The organism is Lyngbya aestuarii BL J (assembly GCF_000478195.2).
GTDB classification, from domain to species: domain Bacteria; phylum Cyanobacteriota; class Cyanobacteriia; order Cyanobacteriales; family Microcoleaceae; genus Capilliphycus; species Capilliphycus aestuarii.
Map to the genome: position 1 here is coordinate 158,077 of NZ_AUZM01000004.1, position 23,935 is coordinate 182,011.

21 protein-coding genes and 1 pseudogene are annotated in these 23,935 nt (G+C 41.4%); 13 read left to right on the forward strand and 9 right to left on the reverse strand.

What is annotated here, in order from left to right; translation table 11 throughout:
• Positions 1-359: 359 nt before the first annotated feature.
• The 5 genes and pseudogenes from M595_RS03295 (at position 360) to rdgB (ending at position 5,500) form a co-directional block, all read left to right on the forward strand.
• A complete protein-coding gene (locus tag M595_RS03295) occupies positions 360-1,085 on the forward strand; it encodes an SDR family oxidoreductase (protein ID WP_023064555.1) in 726 nt (241 codons plus the stop codon).
• Positions 1,086-1,203: 118 nt separating this feature from the next.
• The gene (gene folE, locus M595_RS03300; protein ID WP_023064462.1) at positions 1,204-1,899 is read left to right on the forward strand and encodes a GTP cyclohydrolase I FolE; all 696 of its coding nucleotides are present in this window, start codon (positions 1,204-1,206) and stop codon (positions 1,897-1,899) included.
• A 328-nt stretch (positions 1,900-2,227) separates the two neighbouring features.
• A pseudogene (locus tag M595_RS03305) lies at positions 2,228-3,662 on the forward strand (phosphohexomutase domain-containing protein).
• A gap of 161 nt (positions 3,663-3,823) precedes the next feature.
• The gene (locus tag M595_RS03310) at positions 3,824-4,834 is read left to right on the forward strand and encodes a glycoside hydrolase family protein (protein ID WP_023064489.1); all 1,011 of its coding nucleotides are present in this window, start codon (positions 3,824-3,826) and stop codon (positions 4,832-4,834) included.
• A gap of 81 nt (positions 4,835-4,915) precedes the next feature.
• Positions 4,916-5,500: an RdgB/HAM1 family non-canonical purine NTP pyrophosphatase gene (gene rdgB / locus M595_RS03315; protein ID WP_023064504.1), complete on the forward strand. Its 585-nt coding sequence runs from the start codon at positions 4,916-4,918 to the stop codon at positions 5,498-5,500.
• Between the two features lie 61 nt (positions 5,501-5,561).
• On the opposite strand, the gene M595_RS03320 is transcribed toward rdgB, so the two are convergent.
• Entirely contained in the window at positions 5,562-5,900 is a 339-nt protein-coding gene (locus M595_RS03320; protein WP_009785019.1) for a P-II family nitrogen regulator, read from the reverse strand.
• 439 nt (positions 5,901-6,339) lie between these two features.
• On the opposite strand from M595_RS03320, the gene ilvB reads away from it, so the two are divergent.
• From ilvB to M595_RS03345, 4 genes are all read left to right on the forward strand, one after another.
• Entirely contained in the window at positions 6,340-8,178 is a 1,839-nt protein-coding gene (gene ilvB / locus M595_RS03325; RefSeq protein ID WP_023064505.1) for a biosynthetic-type acetolactate synthase large subunit, read from the forward strand.
• A gap of 77 nt (positions 8,179-8,255) precedes the next feature.
• Positions 8,256-8,855, forward strand: a complete 600-nt coding sequence (locus M595_RS03330; RefSeq protein ID WP_023064454.1) for a class II aldolase/adducin family protein — start codon at positions 8,256-8,258, stop codon at positions 8,853-8,855.
• A gap of 520 nt (positions 8,856-9,375) precedes the next feature.
• Complete coding sequence (locus M595_RS03340; protein ID WP_083492767.1) at positions 9,376-11,067, forward strand: sialate O-acetylesterase; 1,692 nt, start codon at positions 9,376-9,378, stop codon at positions 11,065-11,067.
• Between the two features lie 86 nt (positions 11,068-11,153).
• Positions 11,154-11,741, forward strand: a complete 588-nt coding sequence (locus M595_RS03345; RefSeq protein WP_023064587.1) for a hypothetical protein — start codon at positions 11,154-11,156, stop codon at positions 11,739-11,741.
• Positions 11,742-11,786: 45 nt separating this feature from the next.
• Here the strand turns inward: M595_RS03345 and M595_RS03350 are convergent, their stop codons facing one another.
• The 5 genes from M595_RS03350 to M595_RS03370 all read right to left on the reverse strand — a co-directional run bounded on the left by M595_RS03350 (position 11,787) and on the right by M595_RS03370 (position 15,794).
• The gene (locus M595_RS03350) at positions 11,787-13,286 is read right to left on the reverse strand and encodes a right-handed parallel beta-helix repeat-containing protein (RefSeq protein ID WP_040483497.1); all 1,500 of its coding nucleotides are present in this window, start codon (positions 13,284-13,286) and stop codon (positions 11,787-11,789) included.
• A 15-nt stretch (positions 13,287-13,301) separates the two neighbouring features.
• Positions 13,302-13,742 carry a GNAT family N-acetyltransferase gene (locus M595_RS03355; RefSeq protein ID WP_023064570.1) on the reverse strand — a complete coding sequence of 147 codons (441 nt, stop codon included), beginning with the start codon at positions 13,740-13,742 and terminating at the stop codon, positions 13,302-13,304.
• 74 nt (positions 13,743-13,816) lie between these two features.
• Entirely contained in the window at positions 13,817-14,650 is an 834-nt protein-coding gene (gene map / locus M595_RS03360) for a type I methionyl aminopeptidase (protein ID WP_023064451.1), read from the reverse strand.
• Positions 14,651-14,721: 71 nt separating this feature from the next.
• Entirely contained in the window at positions 14,722-15,198 is a 477-nt protein-coding gene (locus M595_RS03365) for a GNAT family N-acetyltransferase (RefSeq protein ID WP_023064542.1), read from the reverse strand.
• Positions 15,171-15,794 (reverse strand): MarC family protein, encoded by a 624-nt coding sequence (locus tag M595_RS03370; protein WP_023064476.1) that lies wholly within the window; start codon positions 15,792-15,794, stop codon positions 15,171-15,173. The genes M595_RS03365 and M595_RS03370 overlap by 28 nt, the downstream gene beginning before the upstream one ends.
• Positions 15,795-16,168: 374 nt before the next feature.
• On the opposite strand from M595_RS03370, the gene M595_RS03375 reads away from it, so the two are divergent.
• The 3 genes from M595_RS03375 (at position 16,169) to M595_RS03385 (ending at position 18,606) form a co-directional block, all read left to right on the forward strand.
• Complete coding sequence (locus tag M595_RS03375; RefSeq protein ID WP_023064557.1) at positions 16,169-16,867, forward strand: cytochrome b N-terminal domain-containing protein; 699 nt, start codon at positions 16,169-16,171, stop codon at positions 16,865-16,867.
• Positions 16,868-17,084: 217 nt separating this feature from the next.
• Positions 17,085-17,963 (forward strand): alpha/beta fold hydrolase, encoded by an 879-nt coding sequence (locus M595_RS03380; protein WP_023064485.1) that lies wholly within the window; start codon positions 17,085-17,087, stop codon positions 17,961-17,963.
• Positions 17,964-18,201: 238 nt separating this feature from the next.
• On the forward strand, positions 18,202-18,606 hold the full coding sequence (locus M595_RS03385; protein WP_023064532.1) for a bacteriohemerythrin: 405 nt from the start codon (positions 18,202-18,204) through the stop codon (positions 18,604-18,606).
• 112 nt (positions 18,607-18,718) lie between these two features.
• Here M595_RS03385 and M595_RS03390 read toward each other — a convergent pair whose 3' ends face one another.
• The 3 genes from M595_RS03390 to gap all read right to left on the reverse strand — a co-directional run bounded on the left by M595_RS03390 (position 18,719) and on the right by gap (position 22,964).
• Positions 18,719-21,205, reverse strand: coding sequence for an ATP-dependent Clp protease ATP-binding subunit (locus tag M595_RS03390; RefSeq protein ID WP_023064483.1), 2,487 nt, complete (start codon positions 21,203-21,205; stop codon positions 18,719-18,721).
• Positions 21,206-21,430: 225 nt separating this feature from the next.
• The gene (locus tag M595_RS03395; RefSeq protein WP_023064460.1) at positions 21,431-21,817 is read right to left on the reverse strand and encodes a DUF1823 family protein; all 387 of its coding nucleotides are present in this window, start codon (positions 21,815-21,817) and stop codon (positions 21,431-21,433) included.
• A gap of 124 nt (positions 21,818-21,941) precedes the next feature.
• The gene (gap, locus tag M595_RS03400) at positions 21,942-22,964 is read right to left on the reverse strand and encodes a type I glyceraldehyde-3-phosphate dehydrogenase (RefSeq protein WP_023064459.1); all 1,023 of its coding nucleotides are present in this window, start codon (positions 22,962-22,964) and stop codon (positions 21,942-21,944) included.
• Positions 22,965-23,417: 453 nt separating this feature from the next.
• Here gap and M595_RS03405 point away from each other — a divergent pair.
• Positions 23,418-23,935, forward strand: a 518-nt coding sequence (locus M595_RS03405; protein ID WP_023064494.1) for a hypothetical protein, incomplete at its 3' end; no start/stop codon positions are given.

The window sequence follows — 23,935 nt, forward strand, 5'->3', positions numbered from 1 at the left end:
AACAACCCAACTACAACTGTTTTAGAGATGAGCGCGTGTCACAAAAGTTAAAGATACAGCTCAGGTCACAGATTATTTTGCCTTTTAGCGGTGAGAACCCTTAAAAGGTTTGGTCGTCCCGTGACTATTGGGGAACCTGCCCCGAGAGACAACGGAGCCTCGTGTGTAACCGTTGCTCAAACTTGAGCCTTGGTCTTTAAAGCATAATGACCGAGCCACATCCATTTAACCCATGAGCCAGACGTGCAAAAAATGTATCAATCATACATTGATTAACGTCCACTCTCAAAATCTCCGTGTTTTCCAACCGGAGAGATGTCAAATTCATTGAGTCCAATCGGAGACTACTCAAACCGTCAATGACTTCTCCCATCGAACGACGTGCCTTAATTACAGGGGCAAGTAGTGGGATAGGTAAAGCAACAGCTCTTGCCTTTGCTAAAGCTGGAATTCATGTCGCCTTAGTGAGTCGATCTCACGACACCCTGGAAACCATTGCCCAACAAGCTCGGGCTTCTGGGGTAGAAGCGAATGCCTATGCTTTAGACCTCGCTAAAGTTGAGCAAGTGCATGAGCAAATCGACACGATTGCTGCTGCTTTCGGTCCTATCGATATTCTCGTCAACAATGCAGGAATGGGCTACACCAGTCCTTTAGTCAGTACACCCCTAACGGAGTGGCAACAGGTATTAGACCTGAACCTCACCAGTGTATTTCAGTGTGTGCAAGGGGTTTTGCCGGGAATGCGCGAGAGAGCCAGTGGAACAATTGTCAATGTTGTCTCCATTGCCGGACAGCAAGTTTTTCCCAATTGGGGAGCTTACTGTGTCAGTAAGTTTGGCTTGATGGCGTTATCAAAAGCTTTAGCTGCTGAAGAACGCGCTTATGGTATCCGGGTAACAGCGATTTGTCCGGGTGCGGTGAATACTCCGCTTTGGGATACAGAAACCGTTCAAGCTGACTTTGATCGCGCCACGATGTTGACACCAGAAATTGTCGCTGAGTCGATTTTACACGTCGTCATGTTGCCTCAACAAGCGGTCATTGAAGAACTAACACTCATGCCGCATGGGGGAGCATTTTGATCGAGTAATCAACTCCAAACTCTCACCACTAGGGTGATTGATACCGCTTGTTGCTCTCTAGCATCAATGTCTCAATGCTCAATTGTTCACTCTTTTTTCTATCGTTTACGGACTTGCTATGACTATTGCTTCCAATGGAAACGGTTCTAAACCCGCAAATGGTTCGAGTCCCATTCTCAGCCGACCCGATCGCACAACTTCTGCTTTGAATGATCATCCTATTCAAAAGCAACCCCTCACTGAAGTCTCAGATGATCAAATGATGGAAGCGGTGCGGACAATGCTGCTGGGTGTTGGAGAAGATCCCGAACGGGAAGGCTTGCTAAAAACGCCTAAACGGGTTGCTGAAGCCATGCGCTTCCTCACCAGTGGCTACAATCAATCTTTAGAAGACCTCGTAAATGAGGCGATTTTTGATGAAGGTCACGAAGAAATGGTGTTAGTTCGTGACATCACGGTTTTTAGTATGTGCGAACACCATATGCTGCCGTTTATGGGGAAAGCTCATGTTGCTTATATTCCCAACCAAAAAGTGATCGGACTCAGTAAGTTGGCTCGAATTGTCGAAATGTATGCCCGTCGCTTACAAGTTCAAGAACGCCTCACTCGCCAAATTGCCGAAGCAGTACAAGGGGTTCTCGATCCTCAAGGGGTCGCGGTGGTGATCGAAGCCAGCCATATGTGTATGGTCATGCGAGGGGTGCAGAAACCAGGGTCTTGGACGGTGACCAGTGCTATGCTTGGCGTTTTCCAGGAAGAGCAGAAAACCCGTGAAGAATTTCTCAACTTAATTCGTCACCAACCCAGTTTCTAAGGTTCTAGCACTGGGAAAGGAAATACCGGCAATCAATTTTAATTCCATTATCGGGACGTGCAATGCGCGTCTCTTGTTTTATATCAATTAGAAAGGAAATAGTCAGCAACAGGTTTCCTTGCTCTGGGGTAGAGATGTGAGATAATCGAAAAAAGAGTCATGATTATTAGAATTGGCTGGCAAAAGCAGATCGAAATTCGATTTCCCCTTCCCAAAATATTAGGGGCGTGAGTTTAATCTGAGGGGGGGCGGGGTTGTTATCTATTAACATTCCGCGATCGCTGAAACACATTCCATTGTACCCTGAAAAAAATTTCAATCCTAAGATATGTCTAAACCGATTAAGTTTGGCACGGATGGCTGGCGAGGTGTCATTGCTGATGATTTTACCTTTGAACGTGTCGCTTTAGTGGCTCCTCTAGCTGCTCAAGTGTTAGAAGAAATCTATGGTCATAACGCTGAAGCCCGCACGATATTTGTAGGATATGATCGACGCTTTTTGGCTGAAGAATTTGCTCAAGTGGCAGCGATCGCCATTCAAGCGGCCGGATATGATGTTAAACTCAGTCAAACCTACGCGCCGACTCCTGCTTACAGTTTGGTCGCTCACCAACAACAGGCTTTAGGGGCCGTGGTGATGACGGCAAGTCATAATCCGGGTAAGTATTTAGGTCTAAAAGTTAAGGGTGCTTTTGGAGGGTCGGTTGGCCCGGACGTTACAGAACTAAATAGAAGCTCGACTCAATCTACCTCAACTCAAAGCAGAAACGCCTGGAACATTAGAGTCTTTTGATCCTTGGCCTGCTTACTGCGAAACGCTACAATCAAAGGTTGATATTGAGGCGATTAAAACGGCAATTAATCAGGGGAAATTGACTGTTTTTGTTGATGTGATGCACGGTTCGGCGACAGGCGGTTTGGCTCGGATTTTAGGCGACTCTGTCAGAGAAATTAACAGCAATCGTGATCCTTTATTTGATGGGGGTGCGCCGGAACCTTTGCCGAAATATATCCCTGAATTGTTCCGTCAAATTAAAACCCATAAACGTTCTGAAGATAGTTTAGCGGTGGGGTTTGTGTTTGATGGAGATAGCGATCGAATTGCTGCGGTTGATGGAGAAGGCAATTTCCTCAGTTCTCAAATTTTGATTCCAATTTTAATTGAACATCTAGGAACTCGTCGGGGTTTTGGTGGTGAAATTGTTAAAACGGTAAGCGGATCGGATTTGATTCCTCGAATTGCCAAATTGTACGATTTATCTTTGTATGAAACACCGATTGGTTATAAGTATATCGCGGATCGGATGTTGTCGGCTCAAGTGTTAGTTGGGGGTGAAGAATCTGGTGGGGTTGGTTATGGGGTTCATATTCCTGAACGGGATGCTTTACTATCAGCTTTGTTCTTGTTAGAAGCAATTGTTCAGTCGGGAGAAGATCTCAGCCAAACTTATCGCCGCCTTCAAGAAAAAGTTGGGTTTTCTTCGGTGTATGATCGGATTGATTTACCTTTGGCGAGTATGGATGTACGATCGCGTTTGGTGGAACAATTAGATCATAATCCGCCTAAAGAAATTGCTGGACAAGCGGTTAAAGATTGTTTAACGGTGGATGGTTATAAATTCCGGTTGGCTGATGATCGTTGGCTATTAATTCGCTTTAGTGGAACGGAACCTGTTTTACGGCTTTATTGTGAAGGTGCTGATCAAAAACAGGTGAATCAAACGCTTGCTTGGGCGAAAGATTGGGCAAGTAACTATCAGTAAATTTGGTTTTAGTTGGTGTGCTTGAGCGCATTTTATAACCTGATTATGATCTCGAATATTTACCTAAAAATTAGGGTGCATTGCTAACAAATCAGGGCGCACAGCCATGCGCCCCCGACTGAATCAATTGGGTTTTACAGCCAAATGTATATAAATCCTCTATGATCAAAGACCAATTTACCTGGGATTTTTGGTATCTCTACGAACCCGATAAACAACTCTATCATGTTTATTTACTGGCGGCTGATTGGCAATATAAATACACAGAAACTCATCATCTTTATTCTCAGTTAACCTACGCAATAACTTCGGATTTTAAAAGCTTTAAAATACAACATCAAAATATTATTAACTGTCGTAAAAATCAATCGATTTGGACAGGTTGCACGATTAATATTAATCCAAATAATTACTGGATGTTCTATACTGAACGTCAAACAAAAGGGGATTATTTCGCCGCTCAAACGATTAAATTCGCTCAATCTAATCATTTAAAACAATGGACTATAGATGATCAGTTTAGTCTTTCTCCTCAGTTCATTGATCCAGATTTTAAATTTTTTACGAGAACACAAAACCCGGGAGATAGAACCGCTCATGCTTGGCGTGATCCTTATATATTTAAGGTAGAAAAGAGTTATTATATGTTAGTGGCGGCTAAACATATTATTGATCAAAATCATCCTCAACATAAAAATGCTTGTATTGCTTTACTCAAAGCCGATAACAATAACTTAAAAAATTGGGAGTTAGTTCATCCGAGTTTAATGACTGGATATGAAGAATTAGAACTTCCTCAACTTTATCGAGATCAAAATACAGACGAAATAATATTATTAGTTTCAACTTGGGATGAACGAGATTATCAACAAAGTGTAGAACAGGGTAAAAATTATCGAGAACGAGGTCAACTGTTAGCCTTTTCAGCAGCCAGCTTAGAAGATGCTTTAGGCGGAAAGTTTAATCAAAAACCTCAAATCATCATTGGAGGAACTAGAAGCATTCAAGCCTCAATTTATGGCTGTGTTTGGATCTCAGAACTTCAAGCGATTGTCGGTTTTGATTTTAAACAAGGAGGTTATCAAGTCATTCACGCAGCACAATTACCGAGTCTTTGTCAAAATCTAGTTTACCTTAACTTAGAAACTCGTCAATTAAGAGAAATTTGTTGAGCAGAGAGAACCATTAAAATTTAAAATAGAGTTGACTCTCGATCTTAGAATAAAAATTTAAACAATAGTAAGATCAAACCGATGATAAAAACTTTAGTCGTAGCAACAGGTAATCCAGGTAAATTGGAAGAAATGAAAGCTTATCTGTTGGCATTGAATCTAGAATTACAACTCAAACCCGAGGAAATAGAAGTTGAGGAAACTGGAGAAACCTTTATCGAAAATGCTTGCTTAAAAGCATCAGAAGTTGCCAAAGCCACCGGAAAATGGGCGATCGCAGATGACTCCGGTTTAACCGTTGATGCCCTCAATGGTGCGCCTGGAGTCTATTCTGCCCGCTATGGAACGACTGATCGCGATCGCATAGATCGAGTTTTGCGTGAACTCGGCGACTCTACAAACCGCAAAGCCGCCTTTGTTTGTGCCGTTGCGATCGCCCGTCCCGATGGTTTGATCGCCTTAAAGCTAGAAGCGGTCTGTCCCGGAGAAATTCTGACAACTCCCCAGGGTAATGGTGGCTTTGGATACGATCCAATTTTTTATGTTCCTGCCGAACAAAAGACTTTTGCTCAGATGTCAGCGGAACAGAAGCAAGTCATTTCCCATCGAGGCCAAGCATTTAAGGTCTTGCTTCCCCAACTGCAACAACTTATAAAACAAGCTTGATAGTGAACAGGGAGCAGGCATTCATGCAATATCTCCCCATTCCCTATCTTTCCACTTCTTGTTAAATCGCTTCTTGGTTCTTTTCTCCAGTCCGAATCCGAACAATTTGTTCAACAGGAGAGATGAAGATTTTACCATCCCCAATTTCACCTGTGCGGGAAGCGGCGATGATTTTATCAACAACCATATCAACTTGATCGTTTTCGACCACGATCTCGACTTTGAGTTTTTGCAGGAACTCAACGGTATACTCCGAACCCCGATAACGTTCGGTCTGGCCTTTTTGTCGTCCAAACCCTCTAACTTCAGAGACCGTCATCCCGACGATCCCCGCATTGACGAGGGCAATTTTGACTTCATCGAGCTTAAATGGCCGAATAATCGCTTCTATCTTTTTCAAGGTTCTTCACTCCTAATGTTTTCTGGCTGATTTCGCGTGACATAAGCTTGATATCACCGCGTCATCAAAAAAATTAGTAACATATGATACACTATATGCTGTAATCTAGTATCCATAGTACGACACCTGAGAGATTTTGAGGATACTCATCTCAATCGTCAAGAAAATGGACAAATGAATAGTGACACACTCTCAACAGAATCACTCAGATTGAGGCCGAACTTCGGCAAAGGATCTAAAAATAGATTGAACAAACTGAGCAATTGATCAAACATCTTCTAAAATTAATAGGAGATTGAGGGGAACTTTGTCTTAATCAAAAATACCGAAAGTCTGTGTAAAATGTTGTTAAAAAAAGCACACTTAAAAAAAGAGAAACCTTATTAGTATTAAAATAGTAACTTTATCTCGAAATTAAAACTTACATAGAGGAAATTCTGTGCAACTAAGAACTCAAGTAGCAGCAAAACGTGCAACGGGTGCCTTTGCTCTGATGGACAGCTTAACCCGTCACGGAGTCGAGCATATATTTGGTTATCCGGGTGGAGCTATTCTGCCGATATATGATGAACTCTATCGGGTTGAGGCCACAGGCGCTCTCAAGCATATTTTAGTCAGACACGAGCAAGGTGCGGCTCATGCGGCGGATGCTTATGCTCGGGCAACAGGTCGAGTCGGGGTATGTTTTGGTACCTCTGGCCCGGGAGCGACGAATTTGGTCACAGGGATTGCGACTGCTCACATGGATTCAATTCCGTTAGTGGTGGTCACCGGACAGGTTGCTCGTAAAGCGATTGGAACGGATGCGTTTCAAGAAACAGATATCTTTGGGATTACCCTACCGATTGTCAAGCATTCTTATTTGGTGCGTGACCCTAAAGATATGGCAACCATTGTAGCCGAAGCCTTTCATGTCGCCAGTACCGGAAGACCGGGACCTGTATTAATTGATGTTCCCAAAGATGTCGGCTTAGAAGAATTTGATTATATTCCCGTTAACCCTGGAGAAGTCTCTCTCACCGGATATCGACCCACGGTTAAAGGCAATATGCGCCAAATTAACCAAGCGATCACTTTGATTCGTAAAGCTGAACGTCCTTTGTTGTATATTGGCGGAGGCGCGATTTCTGCTAACGCTCACGGTGAAATTCACGAACTCGCCGAATTGTTCCAAATTCCCGTCACCACGACGTTAATGGGGAAAGGTGCATTTAATGAAAATCACCCCCTAGCGGTGGGAATGTTGGGAATGCACGGCACCGCTTATGCCAATTTTGCCGTCAGTGAATGTGATTTGTTGATCGCAGTTGGGGCAAGATTTGATGATCGGGTGACAGGTAAACTCGAAGAATTTGCCTCGCGCGCAGAAGTGATTCATATTGACATTGATCCGGCAGAAGTTGGGAAAAATCGCACCCCTCAAGTTCCGATTGTCGGAGATGTCCGCCAGGTGTTGATTGATTTGTTGCGTCGATGTCGGGAAACAGAAGAACCTGCACCCCAAACTCAAACTGAAGCTTGGTTAAACCGGATTAACCGTTGGCGTGAAGATTATCCCCTAGAAGTTCCTGAATATCCCGATAGTCTTTCTCCTCAAAAGGTGATTTCTGAACTAGCAAAAATGGCGCCGGATGCTTACTATACGACTGATGTGGGTCAACATCAGATGTGGGCTGCTCAATATCTCAAAAATGGGCCGCGTCAGTGGATTTCCAGCGCGGGTTTAGGGACGATGGGCTTTGGACTCCCGGCAGCGATGGGCGCAAAAGTTGCCCTCCCCGATCATCAAGTGATTTGTATTGCCGGGGATGCCAGTATACAGATGAATATTCAGGAGTTGGGAACCTTAGCGCAGTATGGTATTTATGCCAAAACTGTGATTATTAATAATGGTTGGCAGGGAATGGTGCGCCAGTGGCAGCAAACTTTCTTTGGAGAGCGCTATTCTTCGTCGAATATGGAATTGGGAATGCCCGATTTTGTCAAGTTGGCTGAGGCTTATGGGGTTAAGGGAATGTTGGTTAAACATCCCGATGAATTGCATGAGGCGCTCACCGAAATGCTGGCTTATGATGGCGCAGTATTGATGGATGTGCGGGTACGTCGAGATGAGAACTGTTATCCGATGGTGGCACCGGGTAAGAGTAATGCTCAAATGTTGGGGCTACCCGAACGCAAAAAGTTGGAACAAGCGGCAGAATTAATGTATTGCAGCAATTGTGGGACTAAGAATGTCGCGAGCAATCATTTTTGTCCAGAATGTGGGACTAAGCTTTAATGGATGTTTGATCTAGAATCATCAGGCGGACTTTGATTACGGTTCGCCTTTTTTGGTGTTGAGTTTGAGGATTTAAAATGGATGAAGGCGTTATTAAATATCACTGTCACTGGTTAAAGGATGAACCTGTTGAGACTAAAGTGATTCAAGAGTTGATGCAGTGGCGTGATCATCTTTATTCGTTAGGTTTAATTGGCGTTTATGACAATGGGATTGGATTTGGGAATATTAGCATTCGGTTACAAGATTCTTTAGAATTTGTTGTTTCTGGGACTCAAACCGGACATTTCCCTCATCTCAAACCTGAATATTATACCCGAGTCACTGAGTTTAATCTCACCGAAAATTCCCTCACTTGTCGAGGGCCGATTAAAGCTTCTTCTGAGTCTCTAACTCATGCCGCTATTTATAGTTTTCAATCTAATATTAAAGCCATTATTCATATTCATCATGCCGAATTTTGGCAAAATTTATTATTTCATATTCCGACGACTCGCCCAGAGGTTCCTTATGGTACACCCCAGATGGTAGAGGAAATGTTTCGTTTATTTGAACAGGAGGATTTAGGTGATCTAAAAATACTGGCGATGGCTGGACATGAAGAGGGTGTATTAACTTTTGGGGAGAGTTTACAAGAAGCGGGTGAGGTTTTATTTCAGTATTGGGAAGGGGGTTGATTTATCCGAGGCTTTTTGATAGGATTATAGGTAAGTTATATAATGGGGTGTTTGCAAAAATAAAATTTTGGTACAGATTTCCATTATGAGAGAATAATACCCGATTTTCGCCAAAGTTGTCAACCCCCCCCACCCCAAAAAAGTCCCAAACTGATAAGTATTCAAAATAGGTTTTGTCACAACTGTTTGAATAATCAAAACTTAATCCCAAATTCTCATATTTTTTGACTCAAAATCTTCCCAACTATTGACGACAGAATGAGGGTTCTGGTATGCTTATGAAAACATCCCCCAAGGGCTTCTAGTATCTTGAGGTCAAAATAGAGGCTAAAACCCTGATGATTGCGTTAACGTTCAGCATTTCCTGACAAAGTTTGGCAAGGGGTAATGCACGAGTTTTTGAAAGATCCCCAAGCATCCAAAATCACCCTCTTGACAAAATGCACAAGATAACCAGGTAAGAGAATTAAAGGTTTTCATCTCCAGGGTGAATGAACGGATAATCACCCCCCAATTAACCATGAAAAGAGAGAGTATTATTTTTGCCTGTTTCGGGCTAATGGTGTTGTTTTTATTGAGCTTAAATATTGAGGTAAACTCAAGCTCAACCGAAAGCTTACACCTCCCTTCGATTATCGCCGATCACATGATACTTCAGCAACAAACAAATGTGGCGATTTGGGGATGGGATAAACCGGGTAATACTGTAACAGTTCAATTTAGAGATCACGAAGTCAAAACGACCGTTGAAGTGGATGGGAAATGGCAGGTTAAAATCCCCAGTGGTAAGGCAGGAGGGCCGTTTAATTTAACGATTCAAGGTTCACAACTGATTACCTTAAAAGATGTGTTAGTTGGGGAAGTTTGGGTTGCGGGTGGGCAAAGTAATATGTGGTGGTTTGTCAGTCGCAGTGATAATTCTCAACAAGAAATTTCTCAGGCTAACTTTCCACATATTCGGGTTTGGGATGCGAATACTTCACCTCAAGAAAATGGGTGGCCTGCAAATACACCTCAAAAAACCATTCCGGCAAAGTGGGAATTAACAACGCCAAAAACCGTTAAAAATTTCCCCGCAACGGCTTATTTTTTTGCCAAAGAACTGCATCAAAAGTTAAACGTTCCGATAGGAATTGTACATCTGGCGGTTCCCAACCGAGAAATTGAAACCTTTTTATCTCAACCGTTACTCGCGGCAAATTTTCCCGAAACTCTAGCCTTTTGGCGGCTACAAAAAGACTCTAAAACCAGACCCGCCCAGTTATTTAACGGTATGGTTTATCCGGCGATTCCCTATACACCCAGAGGGTTTATTTGGTGGCAAGGAGAATCTAATGCAAAAGAGGCGATGCAGTATAGAACTTTATTTCCGAGTTTAATTCAAGAATGGCGAAGTTTGTGGGGAAATGATAACGCTCCTTTTTTATTTGTTGAACTTGCTAATTTTCTGGAAAAACAAACCTATCCCTCCGAAGATGATCCCTGGCCGAGATTGCGATCAGCCCAAAAAGAGGCGTTAAAGTTGCCCAATACGGCGATGATTTCTACTATTGATATTTTAGATGAAAATAATAATTTTAATAATATTCATCCCCCCAACAAACAGTTAGCCGGAAAGCGGCTATTTTTAGCAGCAATGGCAACAGTTTATGGTCAGAAAGATTTAGTTTGGAGTGGGCCTGTTTATCAGTCGGTTGAATTTAAAGAAAATCAAGCGATTGTAACCTTTGATTCTGCGGGAAAAGGATTAAAAATTAAGGGAGATCAGTTAAAAGGATTTGCTGTGGCGGGAAGTAATCATCGCTTTTTTTGGGCGGATGGAAAGATAGAAGGAAATCGGGTAATTTTAACCAGTGAAGCCGTTAAACAGCCCGTAGCGGTTCGTTATGGTTGGGCAAATAATCCGATTGGAAATCTTTACAACTCAGCCGAACTTCCAGCGTTTCCGTTTCGGACAGATAACTGGCTGTTAAACTTGGATGAATCCCGCTTTGAAGCCATGAGTTTAGTGGAATTGGCGGCTTATATTCAGACCAATATTCTACCCATTCAACCCGAGATTAAATCGGTTTGGGATGAAGTGTATCAGGCGATCAAAACGGATAATAAACCTTTAGCGAATCAACGACTGAAAACCTTAATCAATCAACCATTAGAAGATGAAAAGTTGGCAATAGCGTTAGAGATTATATCAGAAAAGCTACGACTTTGATTTTTGATATTAATGGAGTACAATAGATTTACTTAAAGTTGAGTTAAATCAAGAAAATAAAAATTTTTTACTCAAAGGAGGCTAAAATGCAGATTACTAAAAACTTCCAATTATCAATTAAAACATTGAGTTTTTCTTTAACCTTAATTATTGGGTTGATTCTTAATTTAACCACAACCACCAAAATAGTATTAGCAGGTGTGGGATGGGAACAGCGAGCAATGACTAGAATTGAATGGGAAAGCGGGGAACCCATGAACTGTAATGGCAAAGGAGTAGAATTTTTGGTTACTGGCTCGAATATGCACTCTACTTTTTATAATTTAACCGTTGCTTGTTTAAATCAAAATCGCGAAAACCAGGCTGATTGGGTGATTTTGGGTGGGATTAGTTATGTTTACAAAAATAATCGTTCTGATGCCTTTCTCCAAAAGTTCGATCCCGAAACTCAACATTCGGGAGAGCGACCAAACTTATATTCTTTTGCCAACTTTGTCATCGGTTACAACTGTAGCCTCAACAGAGGGTGGGAATGTGAAGAGTACAGTTCTAGTATTGAAAACAACGTTCTTAAAACTTTTGGTTCGCAAGAGTTAAAATCGACAACAGATTCTTTTCCTTTCAATTTTAGTAATCTGGCTGAGTCGGCATATACTACAACGAATGCCCAGTAATTTTCACCTCTTACGTTCTTTGATTAAACCGTCGAAAGAATGCCTTCAACTGAAACTTTCTTCTGAGGGATGAACAAACTGAGGTGGAAAGTTAACACTCCACCAAAAGTTTTGAGTCGCATTCGGCGGAAAAGCCCCAAAATTTTTCTGGGCTGCGGGAGAAGAAGCTTGTAAATAAAAGTTAACATTCATTGTATTTTCAAATAAAGGATCAGCTTCGATAAAATCCTCTCCTTTGGTTGCATAAACTCGATCATTTGCCCATTCATCGAGATTAACAGGATAAGTCACCGTATTGTTATCAAAAAATAAATTCGATTCAATTTTAATATTTTTCGTCCGAAAAGCATCGGGTTCAAAGTCACTGCTGTAACCAATTTGAAACCAGGCGTTATCGCTGAAAATGTTATCTCTGACAACCACATTTTCTAGGTTTGTGCTATAAAAATAGAGTCCACCTGTTAACCAATAAGGGTCAGGCGTATTTTTCAAACCATAGCCATTATGATGAATGGTATTGTTATAAATTTGAATATTAGTTTTCAGTCTATCTTTCCCCCAACGAGAAATAAAAATTCCGGTTGCCCGATTATTAAAAACCAAGTTATGATGAATTTTAATATTATTAATTTTCGGGCCGTCTTCGGCAGAAATTGCGATTCCCGTTTCGCAGTCGTGGACGACATTTTCATAGAATTCTAGATCTTCCAATACATCCCGCCAAGAGTCCGCATAAAGACCCTGACGCCGACAGTGATGGGTATAATTATGATGAATTTTTCCTCTCTTGGGCGTTCCTTTGCAGTCTATTCCTTCTTTTGCACAGTAACAAACTTGATTGTAAGCGACTTCAAAATCTTCAACACTTCCGATAGTAATCCCTTCGTGGGGGCCGACACTTTTCTGGTAGGGATAGCCGGGATGTTCAATTCTCATCTCATTGGTATTGGCATTAATTACCGTATTCCCCAAAACTTTGTGCTGATAGCATCCTCTACCGATAAAAATTCCTGATGAAAATGTGTTGATCGTTGTGTTATTATAGAAGTCGATATGATGACTATCTCGAACCACAAATCCACCGTTATGGGAATTTTTTAGGGTTAAGTTTTTGATCAGAATATGATGTTTTCCTTCAATCTGAAATGCACCTTGATCGTGAGGAAAAGGGGCTTGACCCACAGGCGGGCCAACATAGATATTATCCGCATCAATAATCGCGGTTTCACGGGGATATCCGGCGTAAATAATCCACTGATTTTCTGTTCCTGAATTTCGCGGATTAATTTGTTGAGAAATGAGATAAGTTCCCTCACGGAGATAAACTGTATCTCCTGCTGTTAAGGTGTCTGCGGCTTTTTGAATCGTCGCCCAAGGTTGTTCAAGAGTCCCGGGATTGGCATCGTTTCCCGAGGGAGAAATATAATAGATTTGTTTTTCTGTCGCTGTTGAGGAGTAGGTCGTTTTAGCGAGACTGACACCAACTAAAGTGGCAGCAGCTTGAATAAATCGGCGTCGAGTTGCGAAAGATAGGCGGTGGTTCATCTGCAAGTCTTTTTTCTAAACAGACATTTTTTTAATCATTTTAACATGAGAAATTCCCGCTTCGTCAAACTTTTCTCCAACTTGCTCAAATCCCAGATTTAGATATAAATTTTTGATATATTCTTGAGCATGAATTATCGTTTCTTCAACTTGTTTTGATGCAATTGTCTCTAATGCTACCTCCATAAGTTTCCGACCAATTCCTCGTCCTCGGGCTGTCGAAAGTACGGCTAACCGTTCAATTTTAGCCGTTTGAGGAGATAAATACCGAATTCTCGCCGTGCCTACAGGTTGAGAATTGAAGTAAGCCAGTAAATGTTGGGCGGTGTCATCTTTGCCATCAAATTCAAGTGTTGATTCAACACCTTGTTCAACGCTAAAAACTTGATGTCGGATGGTTCTAATTTCAGTTATTGCTTTCGTATAATCAACAATTATAATCTCTAAATCGCTCATTGTTTCTCCTCTTAATCTAGATATCTCTCCCCAATATTATCAGAAGGGAGAGAAATATTTTAGAGTATTAAACTTTAAACTTTTGAGCGATCTGTCAGAATTTCATAACCCGTTTCTGTCACTAATACAGTATGTTCAAACTGAGCGGAAAGCGCATTATCAACGGTAACAGCCGTCCATTTATCAGACAAAATGCGAGTAAACCGAGAACCTGCATTTAAAATCGGTTCAATGGCTAACGTCATCCCGGCTTTTAATTTCACATTCGGTAAATCATAAGTGCGAGTATTAAAAACAGAAGGTTCTTCGTGTAAGTTTTCTCCAACGCCATGACCTGTAAATTCTTCAACAATACGAAACCCATTGGCTTCTGCGTGATCTTGAATAGCCCCGGCAATATCGAGTAAAGAAGCACCTGCTTTCACTTGTTCGATGCCTTTATAAAGCGTTTCTTCGGCGACTCGAATTAATTTAGCTGCTTCAGGGGTAACTTCATCCACGGGAATTGTAATGCAAGAATCTCCATGAAATCCTTGATAATAAGCCCCAGTATCAACTTTTAAAACATCTCCAGCCCGAATCACTTTACGACGATTGGGAATTCCATGAACGACTTCATTATTAATCGAGGAACATATCGAACCTGGAAAGCCATAATACCCTTTAAAACTGGGGGTTGCACCCATTTCTCGAATTCGTTTTTCGGCATAAGCATCTAAATCTGCGGTAGTCATTCCGGGTTGCACCATCGCCGCAATTTCTTTGAGAATTGTTGCTACAATTTTGCTAGATTGTCGCATAATTTCAATTTCTTGAGGCGACTTAATATGAATTCCTCGACGCTTCTTTTTAATCCGGGGAGGTTGAGGAGAAGTGGCTTTTGCGATTAGATTACTCAGAATTTTCATTGTAAATTGAGATTAATAGGATGTGAGGTGATGAGAAACAGTGATTGTCTTAATCTAGATTACCTTAAAAGCTAAATTTCGGGTACAACTTTTAAGCTAAAACTCCAACCATGCTGTTCAAAACCGAGGGATTTATAGAACGTATGGGCGCGATCTCGACTGAGATTAGAAGAAAGCGTTACTTTGTAGCATCCGGCTTCTGCACTCAATTTTAAGGCAGTGCGAATCATCGTTTTACCAATACCTTGACTACGATAAGCAGAAGCTACACTCACAGCATCTAAGACTGCAAACTGATGAAATCCTGGGTGCATCATGGTCGGAACATACAATAAGCTAAATGTCCCCACTGCTTTTTCTTCTAACCAAACCAAATAAATTTTATAGTTAGGTATTTGATTAATTTGGTTAAATATTTCCTCTATTTTACCATCAGCAAGCAAGGGTAAATCATCCATTTGGGCATAAAGAGCATTGAGTTGCGGTAAATCTTGGTGAGTTGCAACTGTAATTTCTAAGTTTAAGTGTTCAGATCGAGTTGAAACCATTCTTCAATCCCTCTCATAATCATATCAATAGCAAACGTTCCAATAATTAAGGCAGAAGTTCGTCCAGCAATATCAATATAACGTTCAACAATTGCTTCATTTTGCTTACGAACATAATCATGTAACCATTTCATTATAATAATTGAAATCACGGTTATAAACAGTGCCATCAGGATTGATAAAGCCGAAAATAAAGGAGATAAACGACTTCCCGCAATCACACTGGCACTCACCGTTCCCGGCCCAATCATGTAAGGCATTGCAATGGTAATTGCGACACCTCTAGGCTGTCCCCGTAGTTGTCCAATTGCATCACTTCCTCCAAAGAAAAACCGCAAACCAATAATTAAAAAGATGATTCCCCCAAAGATTATAAAAGATTCAAATCGAACTTGTAAAATTTTTTGGAAAACTGTTTCTCCTGTCCAAGCAAATGTAATAAAAACAATAGCACTAATCAGGGTTCCTCTCAGCAGATAAATAGAAAAGGTTCTTAAATCAAACTTTTGAATCAAATCCATTAAATAGATACTCATCAAAAAGGGGTTGAGTAAAACCAGTAAAAGCGCACTCGAATTAACAATATCTTCGATCATTTTTTGGAAACCTCCTGTTGATGAATTTTTCTCTATAAAAAATCGGCGATCGCAATTTTTTGGCTCTGATTGATTTTAATCGCAACTCATCTATTGTTTCATAAACAGGTAATTTATATCGTGATCTCAATCTCCTTTGTGTTAACTGATCTCATCAGTCCAGAGGATGCACTGCGTTTTTCTGAGAATTGTGTTAAGATTTATGTAGATTGCTCAAATCAATCATTTCTGAATTTTCAACACTTTTTGAGTTTTGGATGCTGAATATACCTTCTGATCAGGGTTTTAGAGAATTAACTCCACAGATAGGCAGATTCAGTTCAAAAATTTATTGTCATCATTTTTGACGTTTATTTACATAACACAACAAAATTATGCAAAGAATTAATCCCTTGTTTGTACTCAGGCGAACTTCAACGGTAGTGGCGGTATCAATTTTAACTTTAACGCTGGTTTCCGCCCTGACAGGATTACTGATCGCCATCAACTATCAACCCATTGCAGGGGGGGCTTATCAGTCTCTAGAACAAATCACCCAACAGGTAGAATTTGGCTGGTTAGTGCAAGGTTTACACAAGTATGCAGGAAACTTTGTAATTGCCTTAGGCTTAGTTCAATTAGTTCTAATGTTTTTAGGACGACAATTTCGCAGCAGTTGGCTAATAGCTTGGATTAGTGGTATCTTTCTAATATTAGCCTCCATTGGTTTAGACTGGACAGCAATGGCTTTAAGTTGGACTCAAGAAGGTTTTTGGCGACTCAAAATTGAGTTAGGAACAATTGAAGCCATTCCCTTTATTGGTTCAACTCTGCGAGAAATTGTGACCGGAGGCGGTGGAATTAATACCTCAACATTGTTGCGACTTTACACCCTCCATAGTTATATTTTATCTTTGGGGGCAATGGGTTTAGCCATCGCACATTTAGTCGGAATATTATTCCAAGATCGACAAGAACAACAAACCAAAGAAGAACAACGTAAGCGCCTCGTCGAAGACAGTTTAAACCGTCTAATCAAAGAAAAAGATCGTTCAGATGCGGCGACTCAAAAAGAATCTGCTTCTCAAACTTAATATCAGACTAAAGTTAGATTCAGATTCGATCAAAATCAAAGATAATATCTATCAGTCTATCCGGGATTAAAACCCTGTCTAAACGTTGAAGTCCTTTCAATGACAAGACTGATGACTGAAAACTCTCTAATCAGTGGTTAAGCTAATTTTAGTTTGATCGCTGATATTTAATTTGAGACTCAGATCACAACCCGTTAAACAATTTTAGGAGGTTAATATGTCTGTATTAGAAGGAACTTGGAGGAGTGAATACATCACGACAAATGGCGTCAAACTGCATTATGTTACCCAAGGCGAGGGGCCATTAATGCTGATGTTACATGGGTTTCCTGAGTTTTGGTACTCTTGGCGTTATCAAATTCCTGAATTTGCCCAAGATTATCAAGTCGTTGCGTTAGATCTGCGGGGTTACAACGAAAGTGACAAACCCAGAGAATTATCCGCTTATAATATGAGGGAACTGATCCAAGATATTCGCGGAGTGATTACAGGTTTAGGATATGACAATTGTATCTTAGTCGGTCACGACTGGGGCGGCGCAATTGCCTGGAATTTTTCCTATACTTACCCGGAAATGGTCGAGAAACTAATTGTCATGAATATTCCGCATCCAGCGAAGTTTGCGGATGGGTTATGGACAATTGATCAACTCCAAAAAAGTTGGTATGTGTTTTTATTTCAACTCCCTTTTTTACCCGAGTTATTGTTACAAGCGGATGATTATCGGGCAATTTCATCTGGTTTTGTGGATATGGCAATTGATAAAAGTGCCTTTCCCACTCACGATTTAGAAGCTTATAAAGATGCGGCTGCTAAACGAGGGGCTTTAACGGCTATGGTCAACTATTATCGTAATGTTTTCCCCGATTTTTTCAATCCTCAAGATCGACCGGAATGGGGTTTATTAACCGTTCCTACACTAATGATTTGGGGAGAAAGTGATACGGCTTTAGGCAAAGAATTAACGTACGGAACCGAAGAATATGTACAGAATTTCAAAGTTCGTTATATTCCCAATTGTAGCCATTGGGTACAACAAGAAAAACCGGAGTTAGTGAATGAATATATGCGAGAATATTTAAGCGAGAATATTTAAAGTCAGGTCAAATGCGGATCAAAAATAAAGTTAAATTTAAGGGGGTGATAAAATAAGTTTTTATACTTAAAAAAAATAGAGTAAAAGCTTGATAAAATTAACTTTTATTGCAATTATTTTAATTGGATTTTTTATATCTAAAATAAAAAGATAACCCGTCAGACACAATTAACTATTATTAAACTTAAAGTGGTTAGTGTTCATGAAATTGACTGAATTTTTAGGAGTGTAGGCTGAAATGAAATCAACATCGACATGGAATGACACTCTCAGCATTGGAATTCCCTTACTAGATTTACAACATAAACAATTAATTGATCAAATGGATCGGTTGTTAGAAGCGATTGTTGTCAAAAAAGAAACGCAAGAACTGAAATCAATCTTGAGTTTTCTCAATATGTACGTTAATAATCATTTTAGCTATGAACAATCTTGTATGGAATTACATAAATGCCCAGTCGCTTGTCAAAATCAAGCCGCCCACGCTAGATTCTTGAAAATTTTACAAGAAGTGAATCAAAAAATTGATCAAAAAGAATCTCTAAATTTAATTAGTGTTCGGATTAAAAAAGAATTGTTGGATTGGTTTGTTTCACATATCAAAAGCATTGATATTCGTCTGACTCCCTGTGTGAAAAAATAATTATGTATAGCGTTTTCATTTGAGATGTAAACAGTAGTGCAAGCGTCTCATTAACCCAAAAAAAAGCGACACCTATACAGATGCCGCCTAAAATTAATTTAACAATGACTAATTAACGATGAGTAGTCACCGCATACTCCGCGACGTCTTCCGGTTGACGTTCAGCAGGAGAGACTTTCACTTTCCCTTCCTCATCCATGTCAACTAACGCATGATTTCCTTCTATCAACACACCAGACAACATCGCTTCAGCTAAGGCATCTTCTAACAGACTCATCACCGCACGGCGCATCGGTCTAGCCCCGTAATTTCGGTCATAACCCACTTCAATCAGATGTTCCTTAAACTTGTCGGTGACTTCTATCGTCATGCCTTTTTCACCCAGACGTCTGAAGACTTCTTGCAACATAATATCGGCAATGTGACGAACTTCTTCTCGTTCTAACTGACGGAAGACAATAATTTCATCCAAACGGTTGAGGAATTCTGGACGGAAAAATTGCTTCAATTCTTCATTGACCAAGTTGCGAATGCGAGTGTATTGCAAATCTTCTCCGGGTTCGCCCAACTCAAAGCCCAGTCCACCGCCACCTTTTTCAATCACTTTCGACCCAATATTAGAGGTCATAATTAACAAGGTATTCTTAAAGCTAACAGTGCGTCCTTTGGCATCGGTTAACCGTCCATCTTCAAGAATTTGCAGCAACATATTAAACACATCGGGGTGTGCTTTTTCGATTTCGTCAAACAATACCACCGTGTAAGGACGACGCCGCACCGCTTCAGTCAGTTGTCCACCTTCATCAAACCCGACATATCCGGGAGGTGAACCAATTAATTTGGATACCGTATGACGTTCCATAAACTCCGACATATCCAAGCGAATCATCGCTTCTTCTGAACCGAAGAAATAGGCGGCTAACGCTTTGGTTAACTCCGTCTTACCCACTCCAGTCGGGCCTGAGAAGATAAAACTCGCGATCGGACGGTTGGGGTTCTTCAAACCGACACGCGCCCGTCGAATAGCCCGAGAAACAGCACTGACAGCTTCATCTTGACCGATAAGACGTTGGTGAAGCGTTTCTTCCATATGCAGCAATTTCTGAGACTCAGATTCGGTGAGTTTACTGACTGGAATACTCGTCCACGCGGCCAACACTTCGGCAATATCTTCCTCACCCACCATCAGTTGTAAGGGGGCTTTGCTGGTTTCTTTCTCCTCGGTAACCGCAGTGATTTTCTCTTTGAGTTCGATTTCGCGATCGCGTAACTCTCCGGCTTTCTCAAAATCTTGTTTTTTAACCGTTTCTTCTTTTTCGCGGATAATATCCGACAATTCCCGCTTGAGTTCTTGAGTTTCTGGCGAGGTTTTAGAGTTCATCACCCGCACGCGAGAACCCGCTTCATCGATTAAATCAATGGCTTTATCGGGTAAGAAGCGATCGCTAATGTAACGATCAGATAAATTTGCTGCGGCGTATACCGCTTGATCGGTAATAGTGAGTCTGTGGTGTTGTTCATAAGCTGAACGCAACCCAAATAGAATTTCCACCGTATCTTCGACACTCGGTTCACCGACCATAACTGGCTGGAAGCGTCGTTCTAAAGCCGCATCTCGTTCAATATGCTTGCGATATTCATCAAGAGTTGTCGCGCCCAAACACTGCAATTCTCCTCGGGCAAGGGCCGGTTTAAGCATATTTGCGGCATCCATGCTGCCTTCAATTGCCCCAGCGCCGACAATCGTGTGAATTTCGTCTATCACCAGGATAATATTTCCGGCCGATCGAATTTCTTCGACGATCTTTTTGAGTCGTTCTTCAAATTCTCCTCTAAAGCGAGTTCCGGCGACTAACGACCCCATATCCAAGCTAAACACCTGCTTATCGGCTAAGAGTTCAGGGATATCTTCTTGAACGATACGTTGGGCTAGCCCTTCAGCAATAGCCGTTTTTCCGACTCCTGGTTCACCGACTAATACGGGGTTATTTTTGGTACGACGCCCGAGAATTTGGATCACCCGTTCAATTTCCCTTGCCCGCCCGACAACCGGATCGAGTTTACCTTCTGCGGCTAATTTGCTTAAATTGGTGCCAAATTCATCGAGAGTGACAGTGCGTTTGTTTCCTGAAGCCCGCCCTCCGGCTGAGACGGTTGATCCCGCATCCTCTCCCAAAGCTCTGATAATATCAGTGCGAAGTTTGGCTCTCTCAATGCTAAAATTTTCTAGAACTTTTGCGGCAACCCCTTCTTCATCCTGCAATAATCCTAGTAAGATGTGTTCGGGGCCGATGTAGTTGTTTCCCAATTGACGAGCTTCTTGTAGGGAGCCTTCAAAGACCCGTTTAGCTCGCGGAGTGAAGGGAATTTCTGCGGGAATAAAGCCCGAACCCCGTCCAATAATCGATTCAACTTCTCGTCTTCCGTCTTCGAGGGTAACCCCTTTATCCGACAACAGTTTAGCTGCGACACTGGTTCCTTCTCCCAGAATGCCTAACAGCAGTTGTTCCGTACCGACAAAGTTATGTCCTAAGCGACGTGCCTCCTCTTGAGACAGCATCACAACTTTAATGGCTTTATCTGAAAAGTATTCAAACATGATGTTTCGGTTCCACCTATAGAGCTTATGGCCTCTCCTATTTGGAGTTGCTAGATCAGAGAGGGTTTTTTATCTGACCGTTGTAAATTTTTGTGTACTTGCTTGTTACTATCACTGTACCGTTATTTTAAACTACGATACAGTGAGGAGAGCCGTAATCTACCGAACGGTCAAGATTTACTGACAGGGTAATAGGTAAGAAAGCTTATCGGGAAGACTCTTCATTCATGATTGATCACGGGTGACGGTTGATCCTTGCTTCATTTTGGCAAGTAACCAGTTCGCTGCGGTTGCACGACGGGCCTGGGCTGGAGTAAATTCACCGACTTTATATCCGGTAAACCCTAACTGTTCTTTGAGTAACTGCTTATATTCTTTGGGGATAGATCGAGTTAATTTCACGGTTGCAGGGCGACTGTCAATAAAGTCTGGAGGTTCGGGATACTCCTCTTGCCAAACGGGTTCAACATTGGTACAATCCCAACTTTGGTATTCTGAGTTGTAGCGATAACCGAGATGATACCAAAGCAGTTGATTGACAGTGGCATCATTGAGTTCTTCGTTCAGAATTGCCCAAATTGTATCAGTATTCAATGGCGGCAGTTCGGACATAGAGTTAGTTCAATCGTAATTTTAAAAGCAATCGTTCGGGTAAAATTTAACCCTTCAAAAGTTAGTTAAAAAGTCAAAATTTTAAACAGATAGGGCGAGCATTGCCCACCCTCACTCACCGAGTTTACAATAACCCGTCTTTTTTCGCGATCAATAACATCAAATCAACCACACGACAGGAATACCCCCACTCGTTATCATACCAAGATACAACTTTAAAGAAGTTAGAATTCAACTCCATTCCCGCATCCGCATCAAAAATACTCGAGTGAGAATCGGTCACAAAATCAGTGGAAACAACCGGGTCTTCGGTATACCCTAAAACGCCTTTCATCGCCCCAACTGATGCCGCTTTCATCGCTGCACAAATCTCTTTGTAACTGGTCGATTTCTCTGTTTTAAACGTTAAGTCAACAACAGAAACATCCGGAGTCGGAACCCGAAACGCCATCCCAGTTAATTTTCCTTTGAGTTCGGGTAAAACCAATGTTACCGCTTTTGCTGCCCCCGTAGAAGCCGGAATAATATTTTGGGCGGCACCGCGTCCTCCGCGAAAATCTTTTTTACTCGGGCCATCAACTGTCGGTTGTGTCGCCGTCATCGAGTGAACCGTTGTCATCAACCCTTCTGCTAAACCAAAGTTATCTTGAATGACTTTCGCAACCGGGGCTAAACAGTTCGTGGTACAACTGGCATTAGAAACAATTAAATGGTCTTGGGGACTAAATTCTTCGTGGTTGACCCCCATCAACAACGTTTTTACTTTGTCAGGGTCTTTGGTCGGGGCGGAAATAATCACCCGTTTGGCACCGGCCGTAATATGATTGTAAGCGCCATCATAAGTAGTAAATAGCCCCGTAGACTCAACCACATAGTCTACTCCCATCTCCTTCCAAGGCAATTGGTCGGGATTTCTGACCGAAGTGCAACGAATCGAGTGTCCATCAACGATGATGCTATCATCCTTTGCTTCAACTTGGCTTTCAAGCTTACCGTGAGTCGAATCGTACTTGAATAAATAAGCTAAGTTTTCAGCAGGTACGAGGTCATTAATCGCAACAAACTCAATCTCAGGATTTTTAATCGCGGAACGCATCACTAAACGTCCAATGCGACCAAATCCATTAATTGCGACTTTTATAGCCATAAGTGAAAACTCCTCGTTGTCAAATGCTGCGTTTTTACGACTTTAAGCGCACTTTAAGCGCAATTTTTGGGAATACTGTAACATAATTCAAACCGTTTGCAGATGTTCTTCGTAATATTTTAATATAGCCAGTAATATAGCCAGGAAATGAGTTGTCGCCATCTAAAAGTGCAAGTATTCTCTCGTATTACACTCAACAACTTACGGTTTGATTTTGAAGATAAATTATTATCATATTTTTAGGCATTTGTCAAAAGACTATTCTCTATTTTTGCGTTAAATTGTCGTTAAGAAAAAATACAAAATATAAAGTTTATGGAACAAATCCGCAGAAAAGATTGAATAACTTTCGCAAACATCTCCACAAAAATTAACTCAAGTCAAACCGAATCGATGGTAAATTAAACAGGTGTTATTTGCAGGACTCACGAACAACTTGACCAGGAGAAGTTTATGGAAAAAGTTAGCCCAAACTCTTTTAAGTTACTCAACACATCTGTGCTGATAGAAAATCAAGAAACCAAGCGGTATCTGTTCTCAGATGGAGAACCCATTAAAGGAGATCGAGGAGCCGAGGGAGGCTGGAAAGCATCATCCGGTTTTGAAAGTCCTAAAATCGTAGGAGCCGATGCCAATTACTACAATCGCGCCCTGTGGATTATCCATCAACAAGGTGATAATTTTATCATCGAAAATCAAGAAACCAAGCGGTATTTGTTCTCAGATGGAGAACCCATTAAAGGAGATCGAGGAGCCGAGGGAGGCTGGAAAGCATCATCCGGTTTTGAAAGTCCTACAGTCGTAGGAGCCGATGCCAATTACTACAATCGTGCCCTGTGGATTATCTACAAAAGTGGTGATAATTTTATCATCGAAAATCAAGAAACCAAGCGGTATCTGTTCTCAGATGGAGAACCGATTAAAGGAGATCGAGGAGCCGAGGGAGGCTGGAAAGCATCATCCGGTTTTGA